This is a genomic window from Halalkalibacter sp. APA_J-10(15), assembly GCF_023017105.1.
Taxonomy (GTDB): domain Bacteria; phylum Bacillota; class Bacilli; order Bacillales; family Bacillaceae_D; genus Halalkalibacter.
On the sequence record NZ_JALKEV010000007.1, the window covers coordinates 211887 to 233646 of the forward strand.

The 21760-nt window shown below is 39.0% G+C and carries 17 protein-coding genes and 1 riboswitch; of the genes, 10 read left to right on the forward strand and 7 right to left on the reverse strand.

The genetic code is table 11. From position 1 onward, the window contains the following. Nucleotides 1-123: 123 nt before the first annotated feature. The 3 genes from MW695_RS10690 to MW695_RS10700 form a co-directional block, all read right to left on the reverse strand. Nucleotides 124-1065, reverse strand: coding sequence for a class I SAM-dependent methyltransferase (locus tag MW695_RS10690; RefSeq protein ID WP_247105300.1), 942 nt, complete (start codon nucleotides 1063-1065; stop codon nucleotides 124-126). 326 nt (nucleotides 1066-1391) lie between these two features. Continuing rightward, nucleotides 1392-1499, reverse strand: a complete 108-nt coding sequence (locus MW695_RS10695; RefSeq protein ID WP_247105301.1) for an FAD-dependent oxidoreductase — start codon at nucleotides 1497-1499, stop codon at nucleotides 1392-1394. 98 nt (nucleotides 1500-1597) lie between these two features. After that, on the reverse strand, nucleotides 1598-2881 hold the full coding sequence (locus MW695_RS10700) for an MFS transporter (protein WP_483299855.1): 1284 nt from the start codon (nucleotides 2879-2881) through the stop codon (nucleotides 1598-1600). Nucleotides 2882-3087: 206 nt separating this feature from the next. Further along, nucleotides 3088-3257: riboswitch (M-box (ykoK) riboswitch) on the forward strand. A 256-nt stretch (nucleotides 3258-3513) separates the two neighbouring features. On the opposite strand from MW695_RS10700, the gene mgtE reads away from it, so the two are divergent. After that, complete coding sequence (mgtE, locus tag MW695_RS10705; protein WP_247105303.1) at nucleotides 3514-4875, forward strand: magnesium transporter; 1362 nt, start codon at nucleotides 3514-3516, stop codon at nucleotides 4873-4875. Nucleotides 4876-5013: 138 nt separating this feature from the next. Here the strand turns inward: mgtE and MW695_RS10710 are convergent, their stop codons facing one another. Beyond that, on the reverse strand, nucleotides 5014-6144 hold the full coding sequence (locus MW695_RS10710) for a sensor histidine kinase (RefSeq protein ID WP_247105304.1): 1131 nt from the start codon (nucleotides 6142-6144) through the stop codon (nucleotides 5014-5016). A gap of 181 nt (nucleotides 6145-6325) precedes the next feature. Here MW695_RS10710 and MW695_RS22975 point away from each other — a divergent pair, with 181 nt between their 5' ends. Continuing rightward, nucleotides 6326-8113 carry a methyl-accepting chemotaxis protein gene (locus tag MW695_RS22975; protein WP_247105305.1) on the forward strand — a complete coding sequence of 596 codons (1788 nt, stop codon included), beginning with the start codon at nucleotides 6326-6328 and terminating at the stop codon, nucleotides 8111-8113. Between the two features lie 183 nt (nucleotides 8114-8296). Then, entirely contained in the window at nucleotides 8297-8866 is a 570-nt protein-coding gene (locus tag MW695_RS10720) for a nitroreductase family protein (protein ID WP_247105306.1), read from the forward strand. Nucleotides 8867-8977: 111 nt separating this feature from the next. Here MW695_RS10720 and MW695_RS10725 read toward each other — a convergent pair whose 3' ends face one another. The 3 genes from MW695_RS10725 to MW695_RS10735 are packed head-to-tail and all read right to left on the reverse strand — an operon-like array spanning nucleotide 8978 to nucleotide 10841. Continuing rightward, nucleotides 8978-9664 carry an ATP-binding cassette domain-containing protein gene (locus MW695_RS10725; protein WP_247105307.1) on the reverse strand — a complete coding sequence of 229 codons (687 nt, stop codon included), beginning with the start codon at nucleotides 9662-9664 and terminating at the stop codon, nucleotides 8978-8980. Beyond that, on the reverse strand, nucleotides 9657-10043 hold the full coding sequence (locus MW695_RS10730; protein WP_247105308.1) for a GntR family transcriptional regulator: 387 nt from the start codon (nucleotides 10041-10043) through the stop codon (nucleotides 9657-9659). The genes MW695_RS10725 and MW695_RS10730 overlap by 8 nt, the downstream gene beginning before the upstream one ends. Nucleotides 10044-10046: 3 nt before the next feature. Beyond that, entirely contained in the window at nucleotides 10047-10841 is a 795-nt protein-coding gene (locus MW695_RS10735) for a hypothetical protein (protein WP_247105309.1), read from the reverse strand. A gap of 234 nt (nucleotides 10842-11075) precedes the next feature. Here MW695_RS10735 and MW695_RS10740 point away from each other — a divergent pair, with 234 nt between their 5' ends. The 7 genes from MW695_RS10740 to tnpA all read left to right on the forward strand — a co-directional run. Further along, the gene (locus MW695_RS10740) at nucleotides 11076-12251 is read left to right on the forward strand and encodes an MFS transporter (protein WP_247105310.1); all 1176 of its coding nucleotides are present in this window, start codon (nucleotides 11076-11078) and stop codon (nucleotides 12249-12251) included. 93 nt (nucleotides 12252-12344) lie between these two features. Next, entirely contained in the window at nucleotides 12345-14663 is a 2319-nt protein-coding gene (gene nirB / locus MW695_RS10745) for a nitrite reductase large subunit NirB (RefSeq protein ID WP_247105311.1), read from the forward strand. A gap of 34 nt (nucleotides 14664-14697) precedes the next feature. Then, entirely contained in the window at nucleotides 14698-16833 is a 2136-nt protein-coding gene (nasC, locus tag MW695_RS10750; protein ID WP_247105312.1) for an assimilatory nitrate reductase catalytic subunit NasC, read from the forward strand. Nucleotides 16834-17041: 208 nt separating this feature from the next. Then, nucleotides 17042-18526 carry a uroporphyrinogen-III C-methyltransferase gene (gene cobA / locus MW695_RS10755; protein ID WP_247105313.1) on the forward strand — a complete coding sequence of 495 codons (1485 nt, stop codon included), beginning with the start codon at nucleotides 17042-17044 and terminating at the stop codon, nucleotides 18524-18526. A 27-nt stretch (nucleotides 18527-18553) separates the two neighbouring features. Then, on the forward strand, nucleotides 18554-20980 hold the full coding sequence (gene nirB, locus MW695_RS10760) for a nitrite reductase large subunit NirB (protein WP_308446085.1): 2427 nt from the start codon (nucleotides 18554-18556) through the stop codon (nucleotides 20978-20980). Nucleotides 20981-20994: 14 nt separating this feature from the next. Continuing rightward, nucleotides 20995-21318, forward strand: coding sequence for a nitrite reductase small subunit NirD (gene nirD / locus MW695_RS10765; RefSeq protein WP_247105314.1), 324 nt, complete (start codon nucleotides 20995-20997; stop codon nucleotides 21316-21318). Between the two features lie 189 nt (nucleotides 21319-21507). Continuing rightward, on the forward strand, nucleotides 21508-21760 hold a 253-nt coding region (tnpA, locus tag MW695_RS10770; protein ID WP_247105315.1), incomplete at its 3' end, for an IS200/IS605 family transposase.

The following is a 21760-nucleotide window of genomic DNA, read 5'->3' on the forward strand; positions in this document are numbered from 1 at the left end:
TACGTAAACTCATTCTATTCTACATTCAAAAATAGGATTAGAACTTCATCTATCCGGGTCACCCTTTCTTGTTTAGACGTTGATTTTCTTTTATGTTATAGGAGGGAGTTCAGTTTGTCAAATTTATTTTTCTTTTTGAAAAACAATTACATACCAGCCACCTTCTTTAATAATCGGTTTTATTTGTTTGAGCTGAAAGTCTATATTTTTTCCATATTCAGTCAACTCCTCTTTTGTAGGTATTGGAAACATCTGTTCATGTGCAGACATAAAACTATTAAAAGCTGAAGTGAAGGGTTGAATATTTTCTTTTCCGTTTAAAGGAGACATGATGGTCAAAAAGCCTTTAGGATATAAAGCTTTAGATGCTTGCTTAAAAAGGCGAGCCCGATCCTCTGTTGAAAAATAATAAAGGAGATTATTCATCATGACTAGATCAACAGGTTTGTGAGCTTGATAGGTCATTAAGTCTCTTTGTTCTATCATAATGGACGCTTCTTTACAAGAGCTACGAGCTTTCTTTGCTACTTGCTCATCAATTTCAATTCCGGTTAGTTGTAGAGCGTTATTTTTCTCATGAATTCGTTTTAAATAGCCACCGTGACCGCAACCGAAATCTAGTACAGACTGTATCTTTTCATTTTTGATTAAGTGATATACTTTTGGAAATGCAAGTGTTTCAAGCAAACGTGATGTTTCAGCTACTGTATTTTCGTAATTTCGTTCCAGCAAATCCACATCATTTCCTACCATTAAGTCACGATAAGAAAGCAAAGTCGGGATATGCAATTCCATCATTTCTTTTAGTAAAATGCCGATGGAATCAGGGCTGTCCTTAGATAAATAGCGTAAAATTTTCCGTTTTGTTTTCCACTTTCCTCTGCGACACTTTTTTAAATGACCTACAGCTAAACCAACTTCAACCCAACGTGTGAGAAGTTTTTTGTTAAACCCTTGTTGAGCTACTTCATCTATTGTTGTAGCTTTGCCGAAGTGATCAAATAATTTGAGTGAATAACCTAAGTGAGCGTGCCATGTCGGCAAAAACGCTTCATTTTTCTTCATCCATGATCGTGCCTGCCATAGCCGCTTGTATTCTTTTACCTTCATTTATGCCTCCTCCTATTCTTTGAACCTCCACGGGTAATCTTCATGAGGTTTGAAGAGTTGACCTTGAAGCTTTTTTGTTATCTTCAGTTGCTTTTCAAGAGTTATAAAGGCACGTTAGGCTATCTGTCTAATAAAGTTTGGCCTTTCTGATTAAGTTCGCTCGCTCGATTAGGAACTAACGGTCTTTCAATATGTAATATATCTTTTAGTACACTAAAGTTTTTCAAGGATGGATAGTTTTTGGTTGAATTAATTCTTCCTTTGTATAAGTGACTGCTTTCTTATTCACGTTCTACGACAACAACGCGAATATTCGCTTGTACTAAACGTAGATCAAGTGAAAGACCAGTAACTCCTCCACCGATGATACAGACATCTGCGTTTATCATACTCACCACCTACTTCGATATATTCCCCATCAAAAAATAGAGAAACATTGGATTTGAGAAGCCGCTGAGAACACCACGTTCTCAACGGCTAAAATAAATTACGGAGCTACATACTTCGATCTTGTCGAGTCAACTTCTTTTACAGGCTTTTTTGCTAAAGTAGCTGCAATTAATCCAATGATAGGAAAGAGCATAATGAGAACTAGAGCTTGTGTATATGATTGAAATACATCATAACCAACGCCGAGCGGTAATGGTCCAAATGAAGAAGCGACCACGGTTACTGTAACGGCGACTCCTTTAATACTTCCTAAATATTTACGGCCAAAGTAGTTGGGCCATACAATATTGATTGTAATACGTTCTAATCCACTAGCCATTCCCCAAATGACTCCAAATATAATAGCTGTTAGCGCATTTTGGGTGATAAGAAGGAGGAGAAGTAAGACTGTTTCTAAAATAAATATAACAATTAATAAAGTCCGAGTTTTGACTTTTTCTAAAATGAAACCAGAGATGAGTGAGATTGGGAATCCGATAATGGCCATTAAACTTAAAACGGTTGCTGCAATTTCAGGTGTGATGTGATTTTCTCGAAAAATGGATACTAGATGAAACGTGATTGCAGTATTTACGAGAGCCGGAATCCCAACACATACAATGAGCGCCCAAAATGCTAACGTTTTTCTTGCCTCTTGTAACGTCCAATCTACTTCAGCTATAGGAATAGGTTGTTTTTGATTTTTATTCTTACGTAGAGTCAAGCCATCTGGCTTGAGGCCAATGTCCTCAGGCTTATTGCGGACAAATAGTATAACAAGAGGAACAAACAAAAATAGAAGCAGTGCACCCCATACTTGCCAAGATGTTTGCCAATCCCAGCGTTGAATAAGCCACGCATTTGCTAATGGAAAAAAGGCGGCGCTGGCAAAACCACCGATTGCCATAAAGCTTAACGCACGCCCACGCTTTTGGATGAACCATTGGGGCACAAGGGTGTTTGGAATTAACGTCATACTGCCCTGTCCAAACAAGCGAATAAAGAAGAAACCAATGGCCATCATCCAAATATTTGAAACGATACTATTATAAAAGCAAGCTAACCCTAATGCGACACCAGCAAAGATCAACATCTTCTTTTGACCGATCTTATCGACCATCCTACCAACAAACATCATTAAAATCCCTGCACAAAATGTAGCAATGGAATAGATACTAGATATTTCTGTATTAGACCAGCCGAAGTGGTCGATATATTCTGTAATGTAAATAGAATTCGAATATGTTTGACCAGGACCTGAGAAAAACACGGCTAGTCCGGCTATAAAAACAATGATCCAGCCATAAAAAAAAGATTGAAATCGATTGACCAAGATGTCCACCTCATTGAGTAATTGTTTAAATATAAATAAAATGATTCTCACAAATCAAATGCATGGTACATAGAATAAGTAACGGCTATTCATTCTTATATCTTATTGATAAATCGTCTAATATTCAAACAATAAATGAGGAGCCTTCTTATCTTATTAAGATAAAAGAGTTTGACAGTTTTAATTTTAGTCTGCTATCATTCATAGGGTGAAATTGAATACCTCGTTAGGTGAGGCTCCTGTGCTGGAGATATGCTACTGCCCAAAAATGTCCAAAGACGCCAATGGGTCAACAGGAATCATCGACATAAGGTGATTTTTAATGTAGCTGGAATACTAATTCCTATGCCGTACAGTGCTAAAGCTCTACGAATGGAGGAAGGATGAAATAGTTGAATGTAACAATATACCACTATAGGTATTTGTTGTTCGTTATTTTGACGTTATTTAGCACCTTCATTCGTGAAGGTGCTTTTTGATGATTTACAATTACAAGTTTCGTAAATGGAGGTGATGTGGGATGGATCTGAGTCCTGAACCGGAGTCGATTAAGAGTTGTTCAATGAAGACAATAGAAATGTGGAGGGGTTCATTCCACATAGCCTAATAAGGGAAACCCCTCTATAAAGAGGAGGAAGACGATGGTACGATTAGATTCAACAAACCGTGCGCAATACGAGAAAGAGATATTAGATTTACTTGAAAATGAAGAAATGGCCTTATTTCGAGAGCGTTTTTTAGAATTGCACCGAACGGATCAAGTTGAAATTTTCCTGAAAGTAGATCCATTCAATCGAAAACGGGTATACGCATACTTGTCACCGGCAGACTTTGGTGAAATTTTTGAAGGTCTTGAGTTTGACGTTCAAGAGATGATTGCCTCAGAATTGGATGAACGCTATTTCACATCAATGTTTGATCAAATGTTTGCAGATGATGTGGCGATGTTCTTATCTCGGTTAGATGAAGCAAGAGCGAATGCTATCTTAGATCAGATGGAAGCGGAGGAAGCCAAAGAGGTACGTGAACTCCTTTCATATACCCCGAAGACAGCGGGAGCAGTAATGACGAAGGAGTTTATTAGTATATCATCAATGGATGTGGCAGCTACTGTTATTGAAAAGCTACGTAAACAAGGTCCAGATGCAGAAACGATTTATTATTTATATGTCGTTGATAAGCTAGGTAAGCTAGTAGGGGTGCTGTCGTTACGAGATTTGATTACAGCTCCAGCGAATGAAAAGGTTGAGACTGTGATGAGTACAAGAGTTGTTTCTGTTCCTGTCGATATGGGACAGGAAGAAGTAGCAAAAATGATTAAGAAATATGATTTTCTAGCTGCCCCAGTTGTTTCATCGCAAGGACGTCTGCTAGGGATTGTTACTGTTGATGATGTCATGGATATTCTTGAGGAAGAGGCGACAGAGGATTTAGGTGAAATCTCGGCGGCTAAAGGGGCGACGGATGTTAATGTAAGTGCGATAACAGCCGCGAAAAAACGTTCACCTTGGATTATTATGTTAATGTTCTTTGGATTGATTACAGCGGAAGTGATTGGGCAATTTGAGGATACGTTAGAGCAGATTGTCTTGTTAGCGGCATTTATCCCATTAATTATGGACTCCGCTGGTAATACAGGAACACAATCATTAGCTGTTGCTGTTCGAGGACTGGCGCTCGGAACGATCAAAAAAGGGACCATTGCTAAAATGATAAGACGAGAGTTTGGAACTGGAATCATGCTAGGATTAATCTGTATGCTTGTCCTTAGTATTACCGTCACCATTATGCATCAGCATTGGGTGCTGGCACTCATTGTCGGTTTTTCGATCTTTTGTACGTTAAGTATTGCGACTGTTATCGGATCTACGGTTCCTCTTATTATCAATAAGTTAAAGCTAGATCCAGCTATTGCTTCAGGTCCATTTATTACAACAGTCAATGATATTTTAGGTCTACTCATTTACTTTTCAATTGCTACAGCCTTACTACAATATTTATAAAAATAGGCTTCACTTCATTTACTTAGGAAGTGAAGCCTATTTTTATTAAGAGAGTTTCATTTTGCCTAATGCTAGTTAGACATTTTAGTCTAATAGCATGATGTCCTTTCAAAGCGCCATGTCCCTCTTATTATTTGTTTAAAGGGGTAACGTTAGCTGAAGAAGCGCATGTTTCTTTTCTGTTTGCACTACAGTCATTCTCCCGTTAATGCTCGCTACACGGTCGGCCATTGCTGATAAGCCAAATCCAAAATGAATCTTCTCTGGGCAAGTACCGTTATCCTCTAAACGAAATGTAATGGTATTAGAGTCAACCGTTAGTTGAAAATCAAAAAGGGTACTTTGACCATGACGAATTCCGTTTGTGATGCCTTCTTGCAAGGCACGATAAATGGTTCGTTCTTGTTCGGGTGTTAAATGTGGCATCGGATCGATGTGTACGTCAATATGAACGCCAGCATTCTTTTTCGTTTCTTTAATAAGATTGTGTAAGCTTTGCTCAAAGTCAATAAAGGATTTACGAACATGTAGGGTGTGAATGGCACGTCTAACATCATCTAAGCTTATTTTAATATGATTGTGCACGTGATTAAGCTGCATGAACGCATCATCATGATGATGATATCGAAAAAGCTGCTTGCTTTTTTCGAGACCGACTGATGCTGTCACAAGTGTATGTCCGATTGTATCGTGCATTTCCCTAGATAAACGCATTCTTTCCTCAACTAATGCTTTCTCTTCTAACTTAATGGCACTTTCTTTCAACTTTTCATATGATTGCTTTAATTCATTTCTTTGGAGGAGAGCCGTTCTAGAAATATAACTAAATCCCCAAAAGAGTCCGTATTCTAAAGAGCGAGGAATCACAAAGCCAATCTCAGAAAAAGGTGGAAACTGATAGTGGATGGCCACCCCAGCAACAAAACCAAAGTAACAGATCAGTGAAAATGGAATGCTAAATGTCCGTTTAGACGAAAAGGCAGCTTCTGATAGTAAAACAAAGAAAAAGATTTGGGGGAGGAACGTACCGTCTATGCTTTGTATGAAGAATGCAAGAGCCCATTGGATAGCAACTAATGATAAATTTTTAAACGTGATATAAGAGAGCCGAAGCAAAGAATATCGAATATAATGAATCATGATGAACCCAAAACAGAGAGTACTTATTAACATGATCGAGTCTTGATTATCCATCAATAAGCCAAATGTTGAAAAAGTAAGTGCGGTGTATAAGACAATGCTGACGATTTTAGCATGCTTTTGAGACATAATCGACATCCTTTTATAGTTAAGTATAGTGAACATCCTTTATTGTAGAATGTTCCTACTAAAGTGACAAGGGAAAAGTCAGAATATAATGAATATCTACAAAAAAGCAAAAATATGATAAACTATGCCTGCGTCTTTGTAACTAATATTCATCATTGACATCATAGTAGGGGGTAAGCAAGTGAAAAAGTTACGATCGATCAAGGTTAAAATGTTTTTGTTTATGAGTTTACTATTATTGATTCCTCTTCTAATAGTCGGAATCCTTTCGTATCAAAAAACGAATGTATTAGAGCGGGCTGTTATTGAAAAGGAGGATTTAGAGGAAATAAATTCTGAATTTTCAGATATATTCATAAAGTATGAGAGTTTACTAACGGATATTTCGAATATGGAAGAAATGCAGGTGCCTATAATCGAAGTTGATAATGAGCAAGAAGGGCATCATGTTAATTTACCTAATAGCAATGATCCAAAAAAAACACTATTTTACGAGCAGTTTTTATCCGAAATTTCATTAGATCATCCATTTTTAATTAATTTGTACGTTGGAACGGAATTAGGCGAAATGTACTTGGATAATATTCCATCTGAGGATGTCGATTTAAGCCAGTATGATCCGAGGGGAAGAGATTGGTATATAGACGCGATAGAGAATAGCGGATCCGTTATTTGGACTGAGCCATATATTGATACAGCAAGTGGCCAGTCCACGATTACGCTTGCTAATACGATCCATGATTCATCAGGTGCGATTATTGGAGTTGCGGGGATGGATTTTGATATGTCTCAGCTAGCAACGATGATTAGACATGATATCTTACGCTCAACCATTATAACGACTGTTGTAGCTATTATTATAGGACTAGCAAGCATGATTTTCTTTCTAAACCGTTTTGTTACTACGATTACCCGTGTGAATGAACAAATGGGGAAAATTGCAGAAGGGGATTTAACTGGAGAGAAGTTAGCCTTGAACGGAAATGATGAATTAGCAGAGCTCTCTCATTCTGTTAACAATATGCAATCTGATCTCACATCAATTGTTGATGGTGTAAAAGGTGCAACCGATGATGTTGATACACAAAGTGAGCAACTTACACAATTTGCGGTAGAAGTAAAAGAAGGAAGTGAGCAGATCGCAGCGACCATTGAAGAATTATCAAGTGGAGTCGAACGTCAGGCGAGCAGTGCCACAGATGTGGTAGAAAGAATGAATCAATTTAATCAAGACATACAGGAAGCGAAGAAAGATGGGGAAGAAGTGACTCATCACTCTCATATCGTCCGACAGTTGACGGAGGAGGGAAGTCTGTATATGTCACGTACAGTCGAACAAATGAAACAAATTGATCGAGTGGTAAATGAAGCTGTTAAAAAGGTTAGAGGGTTAGATGAGAAATCTCAGGAAATATCAACATTAGTTCAAGTTATAAAAGATGTGTCTGAGCAAACAAACCTATTAGCTTTGAATGCGGCAATTGAGGCTGCGCGTGCAGGTGAGCATGGTAAAGGCTTTGCGGTAGTAGCAGATGAGGTTCGTAAGTTGGCTGAACAAGTAACTGGATCTGTAGAGGATATTACGTCTATTGTTCGTGCTGTTCAGTTGGAATCAAATGATGTTGCGCATTCCTTAGAAGATGGTTATCAGACCGTATATGAAGGAACAGCTGAAATAGAGCGGACGAATGGGACATTTAAACAAATGAATGAATCGATTACACAAATGGTTTCGAAAATGGAAGCAATAGCGAAGAAGTTGCACTTATTAACGGAGAATAGTTATGAAGTTGGAACATTTATTGAAGATATTGCAGCTATTTCTGAACAATCAGCCGCAGGAATTGAAGAAGTATCAGCTTCAGCACAACAATCAAGTAGTTCAATGGAGGAAGTAACAAAAAGCGCTGATGAATTAGCGAAATTAGCAAATGAATTAAAAGAACAAATGAATCGATTTAAATTATAGTCTATAGGATTTATATTAATCACTTGTATGAGAATATCGTTTCTAGCTATGTTAAAATGAATGTAAAGTAGATGAAAAAAGGTGAAGCAAGATGCACTTTCCAACGAATACTAGAAGTGAACGCTAATGTGAAAGTAGACCGTATACTAAAAGAGAGAGTGAAATCGAGGAAAGGGTGAGACGATGGATGTAAAGAAAGCGATTGAAACGAGAAGAAGCATTGGAATTGTTAAGCAAGACCCTGTACCACAGCACTTAATTGAAGAGGCGTTAGATGCGGCGACATTCGCACCGAATCACCACCGAACTGAACCGTGGCGTTTCTTTGTTCTAGAAGGGGATGCAAGGAAGCGTTTAGGAGACGTACTTGCTGAGATTGCCCAATTAGAAATGAAAATACCGTTATCGGCAACCGATCAGCTGAAGCTTGAGAGAGAAAAAGAAAAGCCCTTAAGAGCTCCAACTATAATTGCAGTTGCTGTAGAACCTTCTGATAAAAAGAGTGTGATTATACAAGAAGAATACGCTGCTGTCGACGCCGCTGTACAAAATATGCTACTTACTCTTCACGTAGCAGGTCTTGGCGCGGTTTGGCGTACGGGTCCAGTTTGCTATCATGACAAGGTAAAATCATTCTTTCGCTTAAGTGAAAAGGGTGATATGATCGGGTTTATTTATGTAGGGTATCCGGCTATGGAGCCAAAGGAAAAACCGAAATGTGATTATAAGAAATATACACAGTGGTTGTCGTAAGGAAAGCCCAATGAATAACGATAAGGGCACTGAAATTTATTAATAACTTTCAGTGCCCTTTCAGCTGTTTCTATGTGCATCCCGCAGTAGTCTGCCTTCAAGCTCACTTCTTTAATATATAGAAGTCATCCATTCAACAATACTTTTATTCTCCTTGTATTTTAAATCTTCAACATTGTGGTGACCGATAACCTCACCATCTTTAATGGCAATGACCTCATCAAGAATCGTTTCAATTTCTTTGATTTCATGAGTAGTAATAATGACGACTTGTTTGTCTAAGTCAATATATGAAATTAAACCTTTTACAATTGAGTCGCGTACCATTGGGTCAAGGCCAGAAAGGGGTTCATCCATTAAAATAATAGGTACTTCACGAGCTAATGTTAAAACGATTTTTAGACGACCACGGTTTCCTTTTGATAAATGTTTCAATTTAGCTTGGCGGTCCAAGTTCATAAAACGACGAATGTCCTCGGCCTTCTCTCGATTGAAATCAGAAAACTGTGTGGCATAAAAATCAATGGTTTGCCCAACGTTATAGAAGCTGTAATATTCATCAAGCTCAGACAAATAGGACACATATTTCGCAATGCGATGATTCGCTCGTTGCCCATGAACAAATACGTTTCCTTTTGTCGGTTGATTGAGGCCTGCAATGAGCTTAAGGGTTGTGGACTTTCCACTTCCATTTTCGCCGATAAGTCCAATGATTTTTCCTTGCTTTAATTCCAGGTCAACATTGTTTAAAGCTGTTTTCGCTAAGAATTTTTTTGTTACACGATCTAATTTAATCATTTTGTATTCCTCCATTTATATCAGCTAAAAATGCATGCAAGCCGGCTTTGATCTCAGCGCTAGTATAGCCCATCTCCTGCATCCCTTTTACAAATGCAGAAATCTCTTCTAACTTCAAACGTTCTCGCATTTCATGTAAAATCGTTTCATTTTCTGTTACAAATGTTCCTTGACCTCGTCTTGTCTCCACAATTTTCAACCCCTCTAACTCTCGATATGTTCGTTGAACCGTATTTGGGTTTACATTCGATTGAATGGCTGTTTCTCGCACAGAAGGCAGCTTATCCCCTGGCTGTAAATCTCCTCGTAAAATTTGACGGTTCATACGGTCGGCTAATTGACTATAAATCGGCTTAGATGATTCAAATTCAGTTGTCATTGTTTACACCTCGACTTTGCGTTCTAACAACCAACATGCTAGTAAAAAGATAGTGATGCTAACGATCGTTTCAAGTACGTAGCTACCAATAAACAACGTAAAAGGGGAACCTTGCATGCTTAAATCAACTTGATTTTGCGTTAATTCCCATTCTAATCCGGTTACGATTTCTGGAGGTTGGAAGGCTCCCCACATTGTTAATGTTTCATATAAATTCGTCTGTGCGAACCAGCTGTAAGCTCGTAAAGTGACAACGACGAAAATAGCGGTACATAGAAAACTAAGAAATCCATTTAAACGAGAACGGATAGCAAAATGAACCATGGCATATAGCAAAAACCAAGCAGCGAAGGATAAGGCAATTAAAATAATGTGGACACTGCCGAAAAGACTCAGTTCAGTTAGGTTTAATAGTGATAGCTGATCGTGAAAATATTCTGCATATTGGGACGAAATGAAAAATGTGATAAAAACAATCGTTAAACTTACTCCCATAGAAATCAGGCCAGCCGCTACTTTGGCAAGTAAAAGAGAGTAACTAGGAAGGGAATTGTGTAACCATAAATGCAATTTCTTTCGTTCATTGTGTAGGCTCACAAATAGATAGTATAGAAGGTAGAAAACGTGCATCATGATAGCTGCAGCGGTAAATATCATTAATCCTTCTGCACCTACTTCAGCCCTAGAGCTGAAGTAAAAGACCATTCCCCCTACAACGAGAAAACCTATTAATAATGAAAAAAACGCTAATGCTCCATTATGGAGCTCTTTTTTTACTAAGTGAAACCAAGCGTTCATAAGTGACGCCTCCTTTTGTATTATTGTATTAATTAGATAGTACACTGATACAGAGTGGCTGTCAATACCATTTCACAAAGATTTTTGTTCGGCGATGAGATGGTCTTTCTTTTTGTTTAATTGAAAACACTGTTAGTTATTCTGACAAGGTTGTAGTTGAACACATGGGGATGATCTATCATTTAAGAACGTTTATGTACGAAAAAGAGATTAAAAAAGGTGTGGGAGAAGAGGATGAACTTCAACAAAAAGCAGGCGTCAGCTTTGATATTTGCTACGGTCGCGATGATTGTTTCATTTACAGTATGGTCGGTATTTTCACCAATTGCGAATATGGTTCAGGAACAATACGCTTTATCAGAAACACAGAAAAGTTTCCTTATTGTAACACCGATTATTCTAGGGTCTGTTATGCGTATTCCAATTGGAATCGTTGCTGATCGGTTAGGGGCAAGAAAGGTTTATGCTGTTATCATGGCATTTGCTGTTATTCCGTTAATTGCAGTAGGTTTTGCTCAATCTTATTCAGCGCTTCTCTTTTGGGCTTTCTTAATAGGGATGACCGGAACAACTTTTACGATTGCAATCACATATGTAACAAAGTTTTTCCCGAAGAAACAACAAGGTCTTGCCTTAGGTATTATTGGAATTGGAAATTTAGGAACGGCTGTGGCTGCATTATTCATTCCATCTGTTGTCTATCTTGTTGGCATGAGCTGGATGTTTTGGAGCTTGGCTGCTGTCCTCGGTTTAATGACCATTGTTTTCTGGTTTATGACAGAGGATGCCGATTCAGATCAGAAGCCACAATCGTTAAAGCAATCTCTTACTGTACTACAATTTAAAGATACATGGACTTTATCTGCTTATTATTTCTTAACGTTCGGAGGTTTTGTTGCATTTGGCTTTTATTTGCCTACGCTGTTTCAAGAAATGTATCAGCTTTCACCTGTGGTAGCGGGTTGGTTTGTAGCTGGATTTGTCATAATTGCGACATTAATCCGCCCAATAGGTGGGTATTTGGCAGATCGTTTTGGTGCGAATCAGGTGCTGACGTTTCTATTCGTAGGTATTATAACCATGGCTGTTATACTAGCTTTCAGTCTTGTGCATTTAGTAACCTTTAGTATTGCTTGTGGAATCATGGCGCTATTGCTTGGTTCAGGTAATGGAGCAGTCTTCAAGCTAGTACCTGGAGTTGCTCCAAAGCATACAGGTGCTGTAACGGGTGTGATTAGTGCTGTTGGAGGAGTTGGGGGTTTTTTCCCTCCGATTGTTATGGGTTTCTTTTTGGAAATGATGGGGAGCTATGCGACTGGGTTTTGGTTAATGAGTCTATTTGCTGTAGGATGTTTACTTGTTCATATATACCCTATTGCTATAAAGAAGCAAGTGCTTCACCGTGCTTAAGAATGTATGTCACATCTTATGACATACATACAGGCAAGGTGGAAAGTACGTGCGATAATAAGATGTAACATGAATAATAGCTGGAGGTTTGTTATGAAAACTCAAAAGCTTGTCATCATAGGAAATGGAATGGCTGGCGTACGTTGTGCCGAAGAAATATTGAAACATGCAGCAAATGCATTTGATATAACGATTATAGGTAGTGAGCCGCACGGGAATTACAATCGAATCATGCTTTCTTCTGTTCTTCAAGGTGGAACGGACATGAAAGATATTATGATCAATGATATCGATTGGTATATGGAAAATGGCATTACTTTGTATGTGGGAGAAACAGTTAAACGGTTGAACCGCCAAGAAAAAACAGTAGAGACGGATAGTGGACGAAAAGTTCTGTACGATAAAGTGGTTATTGCAACAGGGTCATCGCCATTTATGATTCCTCTACCGGGTATTGATTTGGAAGGAGTTATGGCATTTCGGACGGTTGAAGATTGTGAAAAGATGGTGTTGACTGCAAAATCATATAGAAAAGCAACGGTCATTGGTGGTGGACTATTAGGTTTAGAAGCAGCAAAAGGACTTTTACATTTAGGGATGGAAGTGGATGTTGTCCATCTAGGCCCTTATTTAATGGAGCGCCAACTAGATGAAAAGGCTGCGAAATTACTGCAAGAAGAGCTAGAGCGTCAAGGAATGAACTTTTTACTTGAAAAGCAGTCTGAGAGATTACTAGGTCGTAAACGAGTAAAGGGAATTGAATTTAAAGATGGTTCATCTGTTAGAACAGACCTTGTTGTTATGGCGGTTGGGGTAAGACCTAACATCACTCTTGCCAAAGAGGCTGGACTGGAAATGAACCGCGCTATTATTGTGAATGACTATATGCAAACGAGTGATCCAAACATCTATGCGGTCGGTGAATGTGTTGAGCATCGGGGCTTCGTATATGGACTTGTAAAGCCTTTGTACGAGCAAGGAGTTGTGTTGGCGAAGCATTTGTGCGAACAACCAACACGTGGCTATCAAGGAACGATATTGTCCACACAACTGAAAATATCTGGCGTCGACGTCTTCTCTGTCGGGCAGTTTCATGATAGTGATGATACGGAATGCATCATGATGTTAGATGAGACAGAATCTATATACAAAAAGGTTGTATTTCAGGATGATTGTGCAGTCGGTGCTGTGTTGTACGGTGATACAAAAGAGGGAACACAATTAATGGAAATGATTGCAAAAGGTGAAAAGCGTGAAATGGTGAAAGAGATTCTAATGAATGCTCACCCTCAGGCAGAAGGGCACCTAGCTGAAATGCCTATGTCGCAAACGATTTGTAATTGCAATAATGTTTCGAAAGGGACAATAATTGAAGCTGTTCAAAAGCACGGTTGTTCAACCGTTGATGAGATAAAGGCCTGTACTAAGGCATCTGGCTCTTGTGGTGGATGTAAGCCAATGGTAGCTGAGATGCTATCATATATTCAAAGTGATCAGTTTAATGAAACGATGGTGGAAGAACCTTTCTGTACGTGTACATCGTTAACAGAAAATGAAGTAGTCGAGCATATTGTGCATGAACGGTTAACGACAATGGATGAAGTGCGCACTAAGCTTAATTGGGTGAGCAATGGTTGTGAAGTATGTACAAAGGCTCTTCGTTATTATTTTCGTATGATCTATCAACGCACGGAATTAATGGGAGATTTAGATCGGCTTGTTGGAGTGCAAAAGCAAGGTGATGGACGTTTTACACTAACGTTACCAATTAAAGGAGTACTTCTAACGGGGGAGTACCTTCATGAGTTAACCTTAATAATGAAAGAGTTCAATCAACCATATTTAGCTTTAACAGAAAACCAGCAGTTAACATTGATGGATGTAGAAGAGACAGATGTTCTATCCGTTATGGATCGACTGAACATAGAACGGAAGTATGCGTCGGACTTTTGGGTTCATCATGTAAGAACGTCAATAGTAAAACAAAATCTAGAGAGACAATATGTGAATGATATGTATCAAGTGGCCGAAGAGCTAGATAGTGTGATTGATAATAGATTTGCACCACAGCATGTTTATATAACAGTTGCTGATGGTTTTGATCAGAACTCGACTGTTGAAAAGGGGCTAACTCTTGTTCGAATGAGTCGTGGATGGGAAATGTATATTCATGATACTTTAATTTCAATTGTTGGTCGAGAAGATGTGAATTCCTATGCAATTGCACTTATTCAATACTATCGAGAGACAGCGAGCTATTTAGAAGAGCTTAATACGTGGCTTAATCGGGTTGGCCTCATTCACATAAGAGAATTGATTTATGAAGATGATTTGCGTGATCAAATATGGAACGATTTTACGCAAGCTAAAGAGCATGAATGGGATAAAAGTAATCAAGTTATGAGTAAATAAATGTGGAACAAGCTTGTAGAAGGGTGTGAGACATTTGGCAGAACGATTAGTAAAGTATTCACGTGCTCAACAGAAAGATGTACAGGATGAACGATCCTATGATGCACAGTGCCCTTATTGTAGTATGCAATGTAAAATGAGAGTCATTGAGCAAAAGGGACCGAGTCGTACTCAGTATAAAACAATTGCACTAGATAACCCAACTTCTGAAGGGAGGTTGTGTGTGAAAGGCATTCATGCTTATCAGCATGCCGTGCACCGTGAACGGGTGAAACAGCCCTTATTCAAAGTAGACGGACAATTCGTTCCTGTATCATGGGAGTTTGCTCTTGCTGTAATGAAAGAGAAATTCACAAAGATTCAAGAAGAGTTTGGGACTGATGCTGTCTCGGTATATGGTGGAGGGTCCTTAACAAATGAAGAAGCTTATTTGTTAGGTAAGTTTGCCCGTGTGGCCTTAAAAACAAAGTATATTGATTACAATGGGCGCTTTTGTATGTCGGCAGCAGCTTCGGCAGCTAATCAAGCATTTGGGATTGATCGAGGTTTAACGAATCGATTAGATGAAATTGAACAAACGGATTGTATTATTTTAGCAGGTACGAATATAGCTGAATGCCAACCGACTATTATGCCCTATTTCGAACGTGCAAAAGAGAATGGAACGAAAATAATTGTCATTGATCCGCGTGTAACAGAGACATCTAAAATGGCTGACTGGCATATTCAGTTGAAGCCTGGGACGGATGCAGCATTAGCCAATGGTTTATTAAAATTAATTATTGAGCATGGCTATATAGATGAAGCCTTTTTGTCTGAACGAACGACTGGGTTCGACGAGGTGATGGATCATGTCCAATCAATGGAGATTGAATCGATATCAACTCTGACAGATGTGTCAGTTGAACAGTTAGAGAAGGTAGCATTGACTTTTGGTAAAGCGGAACGAGCGATGATTTTCACTGCCCGAGGTGTCGAACAACAAACGGATGGGTATATGGCTGTTCGTAATTTTCTCAATCTTTTGTTGGCGACAGGGAGTATAGGGAAATTGGGCTGTGGATATGGTGCGATAACAGGACAAGGTAATGGACAAGGTGGACGAGAGCATGGCCAAAAGGCAGATCAACTACCAGGTTATCGTTCTATTGAAAATAAGGAGCATCGTCAATATATAGCTGATGTTTGGGGTGTCAATGAGGAAGATTTACCACGCAAAGGTGTGTCAGCGTATGAAATGATGGAAAAGATACATGAGGGTGAGATTAAAGCAATGTTTATTATGGGTTCAAACCCGATTGTTTCTAACCCTAATGCAACGTATGTAAAAGAGGCGTTAGAAAAGCTATCGTTTATCGTTTCAGTAGATATGTTTATCTCCGAGTCAGGGAAGCTTGCTGATTTGATTTTACCAACGACTTCGTATTTAGAAGATGAGGGTACGATGACAAATGTTGAGGGACGTGTCATGCTGCGGCCAGCTTCTAAGGAAAAGCCTGGAGAAACAAAGCATGATTGGGAAATTCTTTGTGAGGTTGCAGGTGTGTTAGGAAAAGAAAAATATTTTGCATTTCATTCTGCGGAACAAATATTTGATGAGTTAAGAGTAGCAAGTCGTGGCGGAATCGCTGATTATTATGGGATTACGTATGAACGACTTCGAGAAGGAGATGGGATCTTTTGGCCATGTCCAACGACAAATCACTCGGGAACAGAACGGTTATTTGAAGAGAAGTTCTACCATCAAGATAAAAAGGCGAAACTAATGGCAGTTTCGAATACACCTGCGAAGAAGAAGGAATCGACTAGTTTGGAATTTCCTCTATATCTTACTACAGGACGTGTTGTAGCTCATTATTTAACAGGTGTCCAAACGAGACGAAGCTCGTCATTAGCAGCAAGAGATATTGAATCTCACATTCAAATTCATCCAGAAACAGCGGATAAGTATGGAATTGAGGAAGGGAGATTAGTGAAAATTCGATCAGAGCGTGGGGAAATTGTTGTTCGTAGTCGTTTCTCTACAGATGTTCGTTTTGATACGGTCTTTGTTCCGTTTCATTGGGCTGAATCGCAGAATATTAATGATCTTATTTCAAATGAGTTAGATCCGACCTGTCGTATGCCAGGTTTTAAAATTGCAGCAGTCCATATAACGATGGTTACATGATGATTTATCAATCTATGATAAATAACGTAGACCTTTACAATTCATTGTTAATTCACGACAAAAATGAGCAAGAATTTGAACGGAATGAAGGCAAGAAAAGACGTGTTCCCGTCTTTTCTTTTTTTCTTGTTAGGATATCTGACACAAACTAACATGTATTTTCAAGATTGCTTTAAACTAATGATTAAGAGAAAGGGGGCGACAGATTTTGCAACAGCGAGGGATCGTTTATTTTGTTGGAGCTGGACCAGGAGATCCAGAGTTGCTCACAATAAAAGGGAGACGTGTATTAAGGGAAGCGGATGTGATTATCTTTGATCGATTAGTAAATCCGATTCTCTTAATGGAAACGAAATCAGATGCTAAATTGGTCTATTGTGGGAAGCAACCTTGTCAGCACCTTCTCAGACAAGAAGATATCCATAAAGAATTACTCATTCATGCTCGAAAAGGGAAAATAGTTGTGCGCTTAAAAGGTGGTGACCCCTCTGTATTTGGAAGAGTCGGAGAAGAAGCAGAGTCTCTTTCAAAGCATGGAATTAGCTTTGAAATCATTCCTGGCATAACTGCAGGAATTGCAGTGCCAGCTTATGCGGGAGCAACGATTACACATCGAGAGCATTCTAGGTCATTTGCTGTTGTATCTGGTCATAGCAAATCACGTGACGGTCAACCTCGAGTGGACTGGGGGGCATTGGCGAGCGGTGTTGATACAATTGTGTTTTACATGGGGATCAAGCATGTAACAACGATTGTTGAACAATTGCAAGCGCATGGAATGAAGCGAAAAACTCCGGTTCTTATCATTCAATGGGGTACGTATAGCCGACAGCGAACGATTGAAGGGACTTTAGCCACGATTGTTCAAGAAGTGAGTAAGGCTAAAGTAATGAATCCTGCCATTATTATGGTTGGTGATGTGGTTACGTTACGGAAGAAGCTTCAATGGTTTGAAAATCGTCCTTTATCAGGTATAAGTATTTTTATCCCAAAAGAAGATCGGTGTGATGATTCGCAAACATTACAAAAATGGAGACGACTTGGAGCAGACATATATAGTAAGCCATTATCAATAAAGAAAAGGTTAACCGTCAGTCAGATGGATAGGATATTGGAACTGCCAGAAGCGGAGAAGTTAACCTTCTTATCAAGCTCTAGTGTTGTAGCTTTTATTCAGTCGTTACATGATAGAGAGATTGATAGGCGACGCATACTAGCTGAATTCTACTGTATGGATGACCAAACAAAAGAGGAGTTAAAGAAAGCAGGCTTCATAGCAACAAAAGTTCATCGCTTATCCGAATTGAATTCGCCAATTGTGGTTGGGAGTAAGCTTGAATTAACTTCTTTAGGTGGATTTAGAGGGGACGGACAGTTTATTCAAATCGATGAAATGGTAACAGTTCGCGAAAAGCAAATGATGCAAAGAATGATAGAGGAACAGCATGTAAATACGCTTATTTTAACGAATAAGAGTCATGCGATAAACTTTTTGAATCTTTTGAAAGAAATACAAAAGACACCATCATTACTAGCGGCAACTTGTACCATTATTTGTGAAGAGCAAGTGGGAGAGACACTTCAATCAATGGGAATAGTGCCAGCTTATATGTATAAAGAGAAATTAGGAAGCGATGAATTGCTTTTTGCGCAGGCAAAAGTCGCACTTCCTGAAGTACAAATAGAAAGCTAATTTTATTCAAGATAGGAGCGATTTTTTGTGAGAGAGAAACTCGTATTGATCGGAAATGGTATGGCGGGGATACGAACACTAGAGGAAATCATTAAGAAGGATTCTAATCGCTATGAGATGACGGTGTTTGGTGAAGAGCCACATCCTAACTATAATCGTATTTTGCTTTCGTCGGTTTTGCAGGGAGATGCGGACGTAAGTGATATTGTTTTAAATGATTATGATTGGTACAAGGAAAATGATGTCACTTTACACACCGGTGATCCGATTGTAAAGGTGGATACGAAGAAGCAAGTCGTTTATAGCGAAAAAGGTATTGAAACCCCTTATGATAAGCTTATTTTTGCGACGGGATCGAATCCTTTTATGCTACCTCTTCCAGGTGCAGACAAAGAAGGAGTTATTGCCTTCCGTAATATTAAAGACTGTGAAACGATGATAGAAACGTCTAAAAACTATAAGAAGGCAGCAGTTATTGGTGGCGGTCTTCTTGGTTTAGAGGCAGCTCGTGGCTTATTGAATTTAAATATGGAAGTAGATGTTATTCATATTGCTGATACTTTAATGGAGCGTCAGCTAGATAATCAAGCTGGAAAGATGCTTCAAGAAGAGCTCGAGAGTCAAGGGATGAACTTTTTACTTAAAGCGCAGACGGAGAAAATTCTTGGAAAAGGCCGAGTGACAGGGTTAAAATTCAAAGATGGTACGAGCATTCAAGCTGATTTAGTAGTGATGGCTGTTGGAATTAAGCCGAACATTGAATTAGCACAAAAATGCGGCTTGAAAACAGAGCGAGCGATCATGGTCAATGATTATATGGAAACTAATATCGAGAATGTATACGCTGTTGGGGAATGTGCTCAGCATAGAGGGATTGCATATGGTTTAGTAGCTCCTTTGTACGAACAAGGAAAAGTGTTGGCAGAACACTTATGTACAAATGAAGTGAAAAATAAACCAGGCTACCAAGGTTCTATCGTATACACACAGTTAAAGGTATCAGGTGTAAATGTATTCTCAGCGGGGAATTTCCAAGATGGTGAGAATACAAAAGCGATTCGTGTACACGATGAATTTGAAGGGATATACAAGAAAGTAGTTGTACAGGATAACAAGGTTATTGGTGCTGTATTATTTGGTGATACATCAGATTCGCCAAGAATTCTCGATATGATTCGAACAGAGCAAGATATTTCGGGTATGAGTAAAGTGGCGATTTTGCCTTCTGAAAATGGCGGAGGCTCCACGGAAAGCCCAGTTGTTGCTATGGCAGATAGTGAGACGATTTGTGGCTGTAATGGTGTGTCTAAAGGGGACATTTGTACAGCAATTAAAGAGCAAGGTCTGTCAACTGTTGAAGAGGTGAAGCAATGTACGAATGCTGGTCGTTCATGTGGTGGGTGTAAGCCACTCGTGGCTGATCTTATTTCCTTAACAACTGGTGAAGAGTTAGGAGATACGAAGGAACCAATGTGTGGATGTACGGAGCACACTCATGAGGAAGTTGTTGCACAAATTCGCGAGTTAGGCTTGTCACATCCACGTGAAGTGATGAATGTTCTTGGCTGGAAGTCGGATGAAGGGTGTTCAAAATGTCGTCCTGCTATCAACTATTATTTGAAGATGGTTGATCCGATTAATAATGCCGATGACCCAACATCAAGATTTATTAATGAGCGTGCCCATGCCAACATTAATCATAATGGTACATTTACAGTCGTACCGAGAATGTATGGTGGGGTTACTGATGCTGAGCAACTAAGAAAAATCGCTGATGTTGCTGATAAATATGAAGTACCTTTACTTAAAGTAACAGGTGGTCAGCGTATTGATTTAGTCGGGATTGAAAAAGATAACTTACCTAAAGTATGGAAAGATCTTGGGATGAAGTCCGGATCGGCCTATGCAAAAGCATTGCGTACGGTGAAAACGTGTGTAGGAGCTCAATTCTGTCGATTTGGTACGCAAGATTCAATTGGACTCGGTCAAGAGTTAGAGAAAAAGTTTGAGTATATTAATACCCCTCACAAAGTCAAAATGGCTGTATCCGCTTGTCCGCGTAACTGTGCGGAATCGGGTATTAAGGACTTTGGTATTGTTGGCGTAGATGGTGGATGGGAACTGTATGTAGCTGGTAACGGAGGGGTTGACCTACGTGCAGGTGACTTATTCTGTAAAGTGAAAACGAAGGAAGAAATCATTGATATTATTAGTGCCTTCATGCAATATTATCGTGAAAATGCACGTTACCTAGAGCGTACTTCACACTTTGTTGAGCGTGTTGGTTTGGATCATATGAAGAAGGTTATCTTAGAGGACGAAGAAGGTCGTCAAGTATTAATTGAACGTATGGAAGTCGCCCTTTCTCAATTGTCTGATCCTTGGAAGGAAATCGTTGAGCAAGAGGAGAAGCAGTCAGAGTTTAAAACGAGTAATGTTGAAATTGTTCAATAATGGAGGAACCTAAAATGAGTCAAACAAAAAGCGCAAAAAAAGTTCAGGTTGCTTATGTTTCTGATCTATCGATCGGAGTAGGAAAACGAGTAAAGGTAGCGGATGAAGAAATTGCATTATTCAAGCAAAAAAATGGAGATGTTCGTGCCATTCAAAACAGCTGTCCACACAAAGGAGGTCCATTGTCAGAAGGAATTGTAAGTGGTGAACATGTCTTCTGTCCATTACATGATTGGAAGATTAATATGAAAGATGGACGCGTTCAAGCACCTGATGAAGGTTGTGTGAAGCGCTATGATGTTGAAATTAAAGATGATGCCGTTTTTATATTTGTTTAAGTTTAAAAGTGCTCAAAGAGGTTATTAACTCTTTTGAGTGCTTTTTCTATTATATGGGTTTAAAACCACGTGTTCTACACGTGTGAAAATAAAACTTCTAGAGTGGTAAAGTGACAGAAAAAATCTCCAATCGTTATAATAGAAAATGGCCGTCAAACCAACTTCTATAAAACGAAAGGAGACCTACTCATGTCGAGTGACAATAGTTTATCACACACGAGGTGGAATTGTAAGTATCACATAGTATTCATACCTAAGTACAGAAGGAAAGTCATTTATGGAAAATTAAGAAAAGATATAGGTGCAATCCTAAGAAGGTTATGCGAAATGAAAGATGTCGAAATCATCGAAGCACATGCCATGAAGGACCACATTCATATGTTAGTAAAGATACCTCCTAAATTATCTGTGTCGCATTTTATGGGCTACTTAAAGGGAAAAA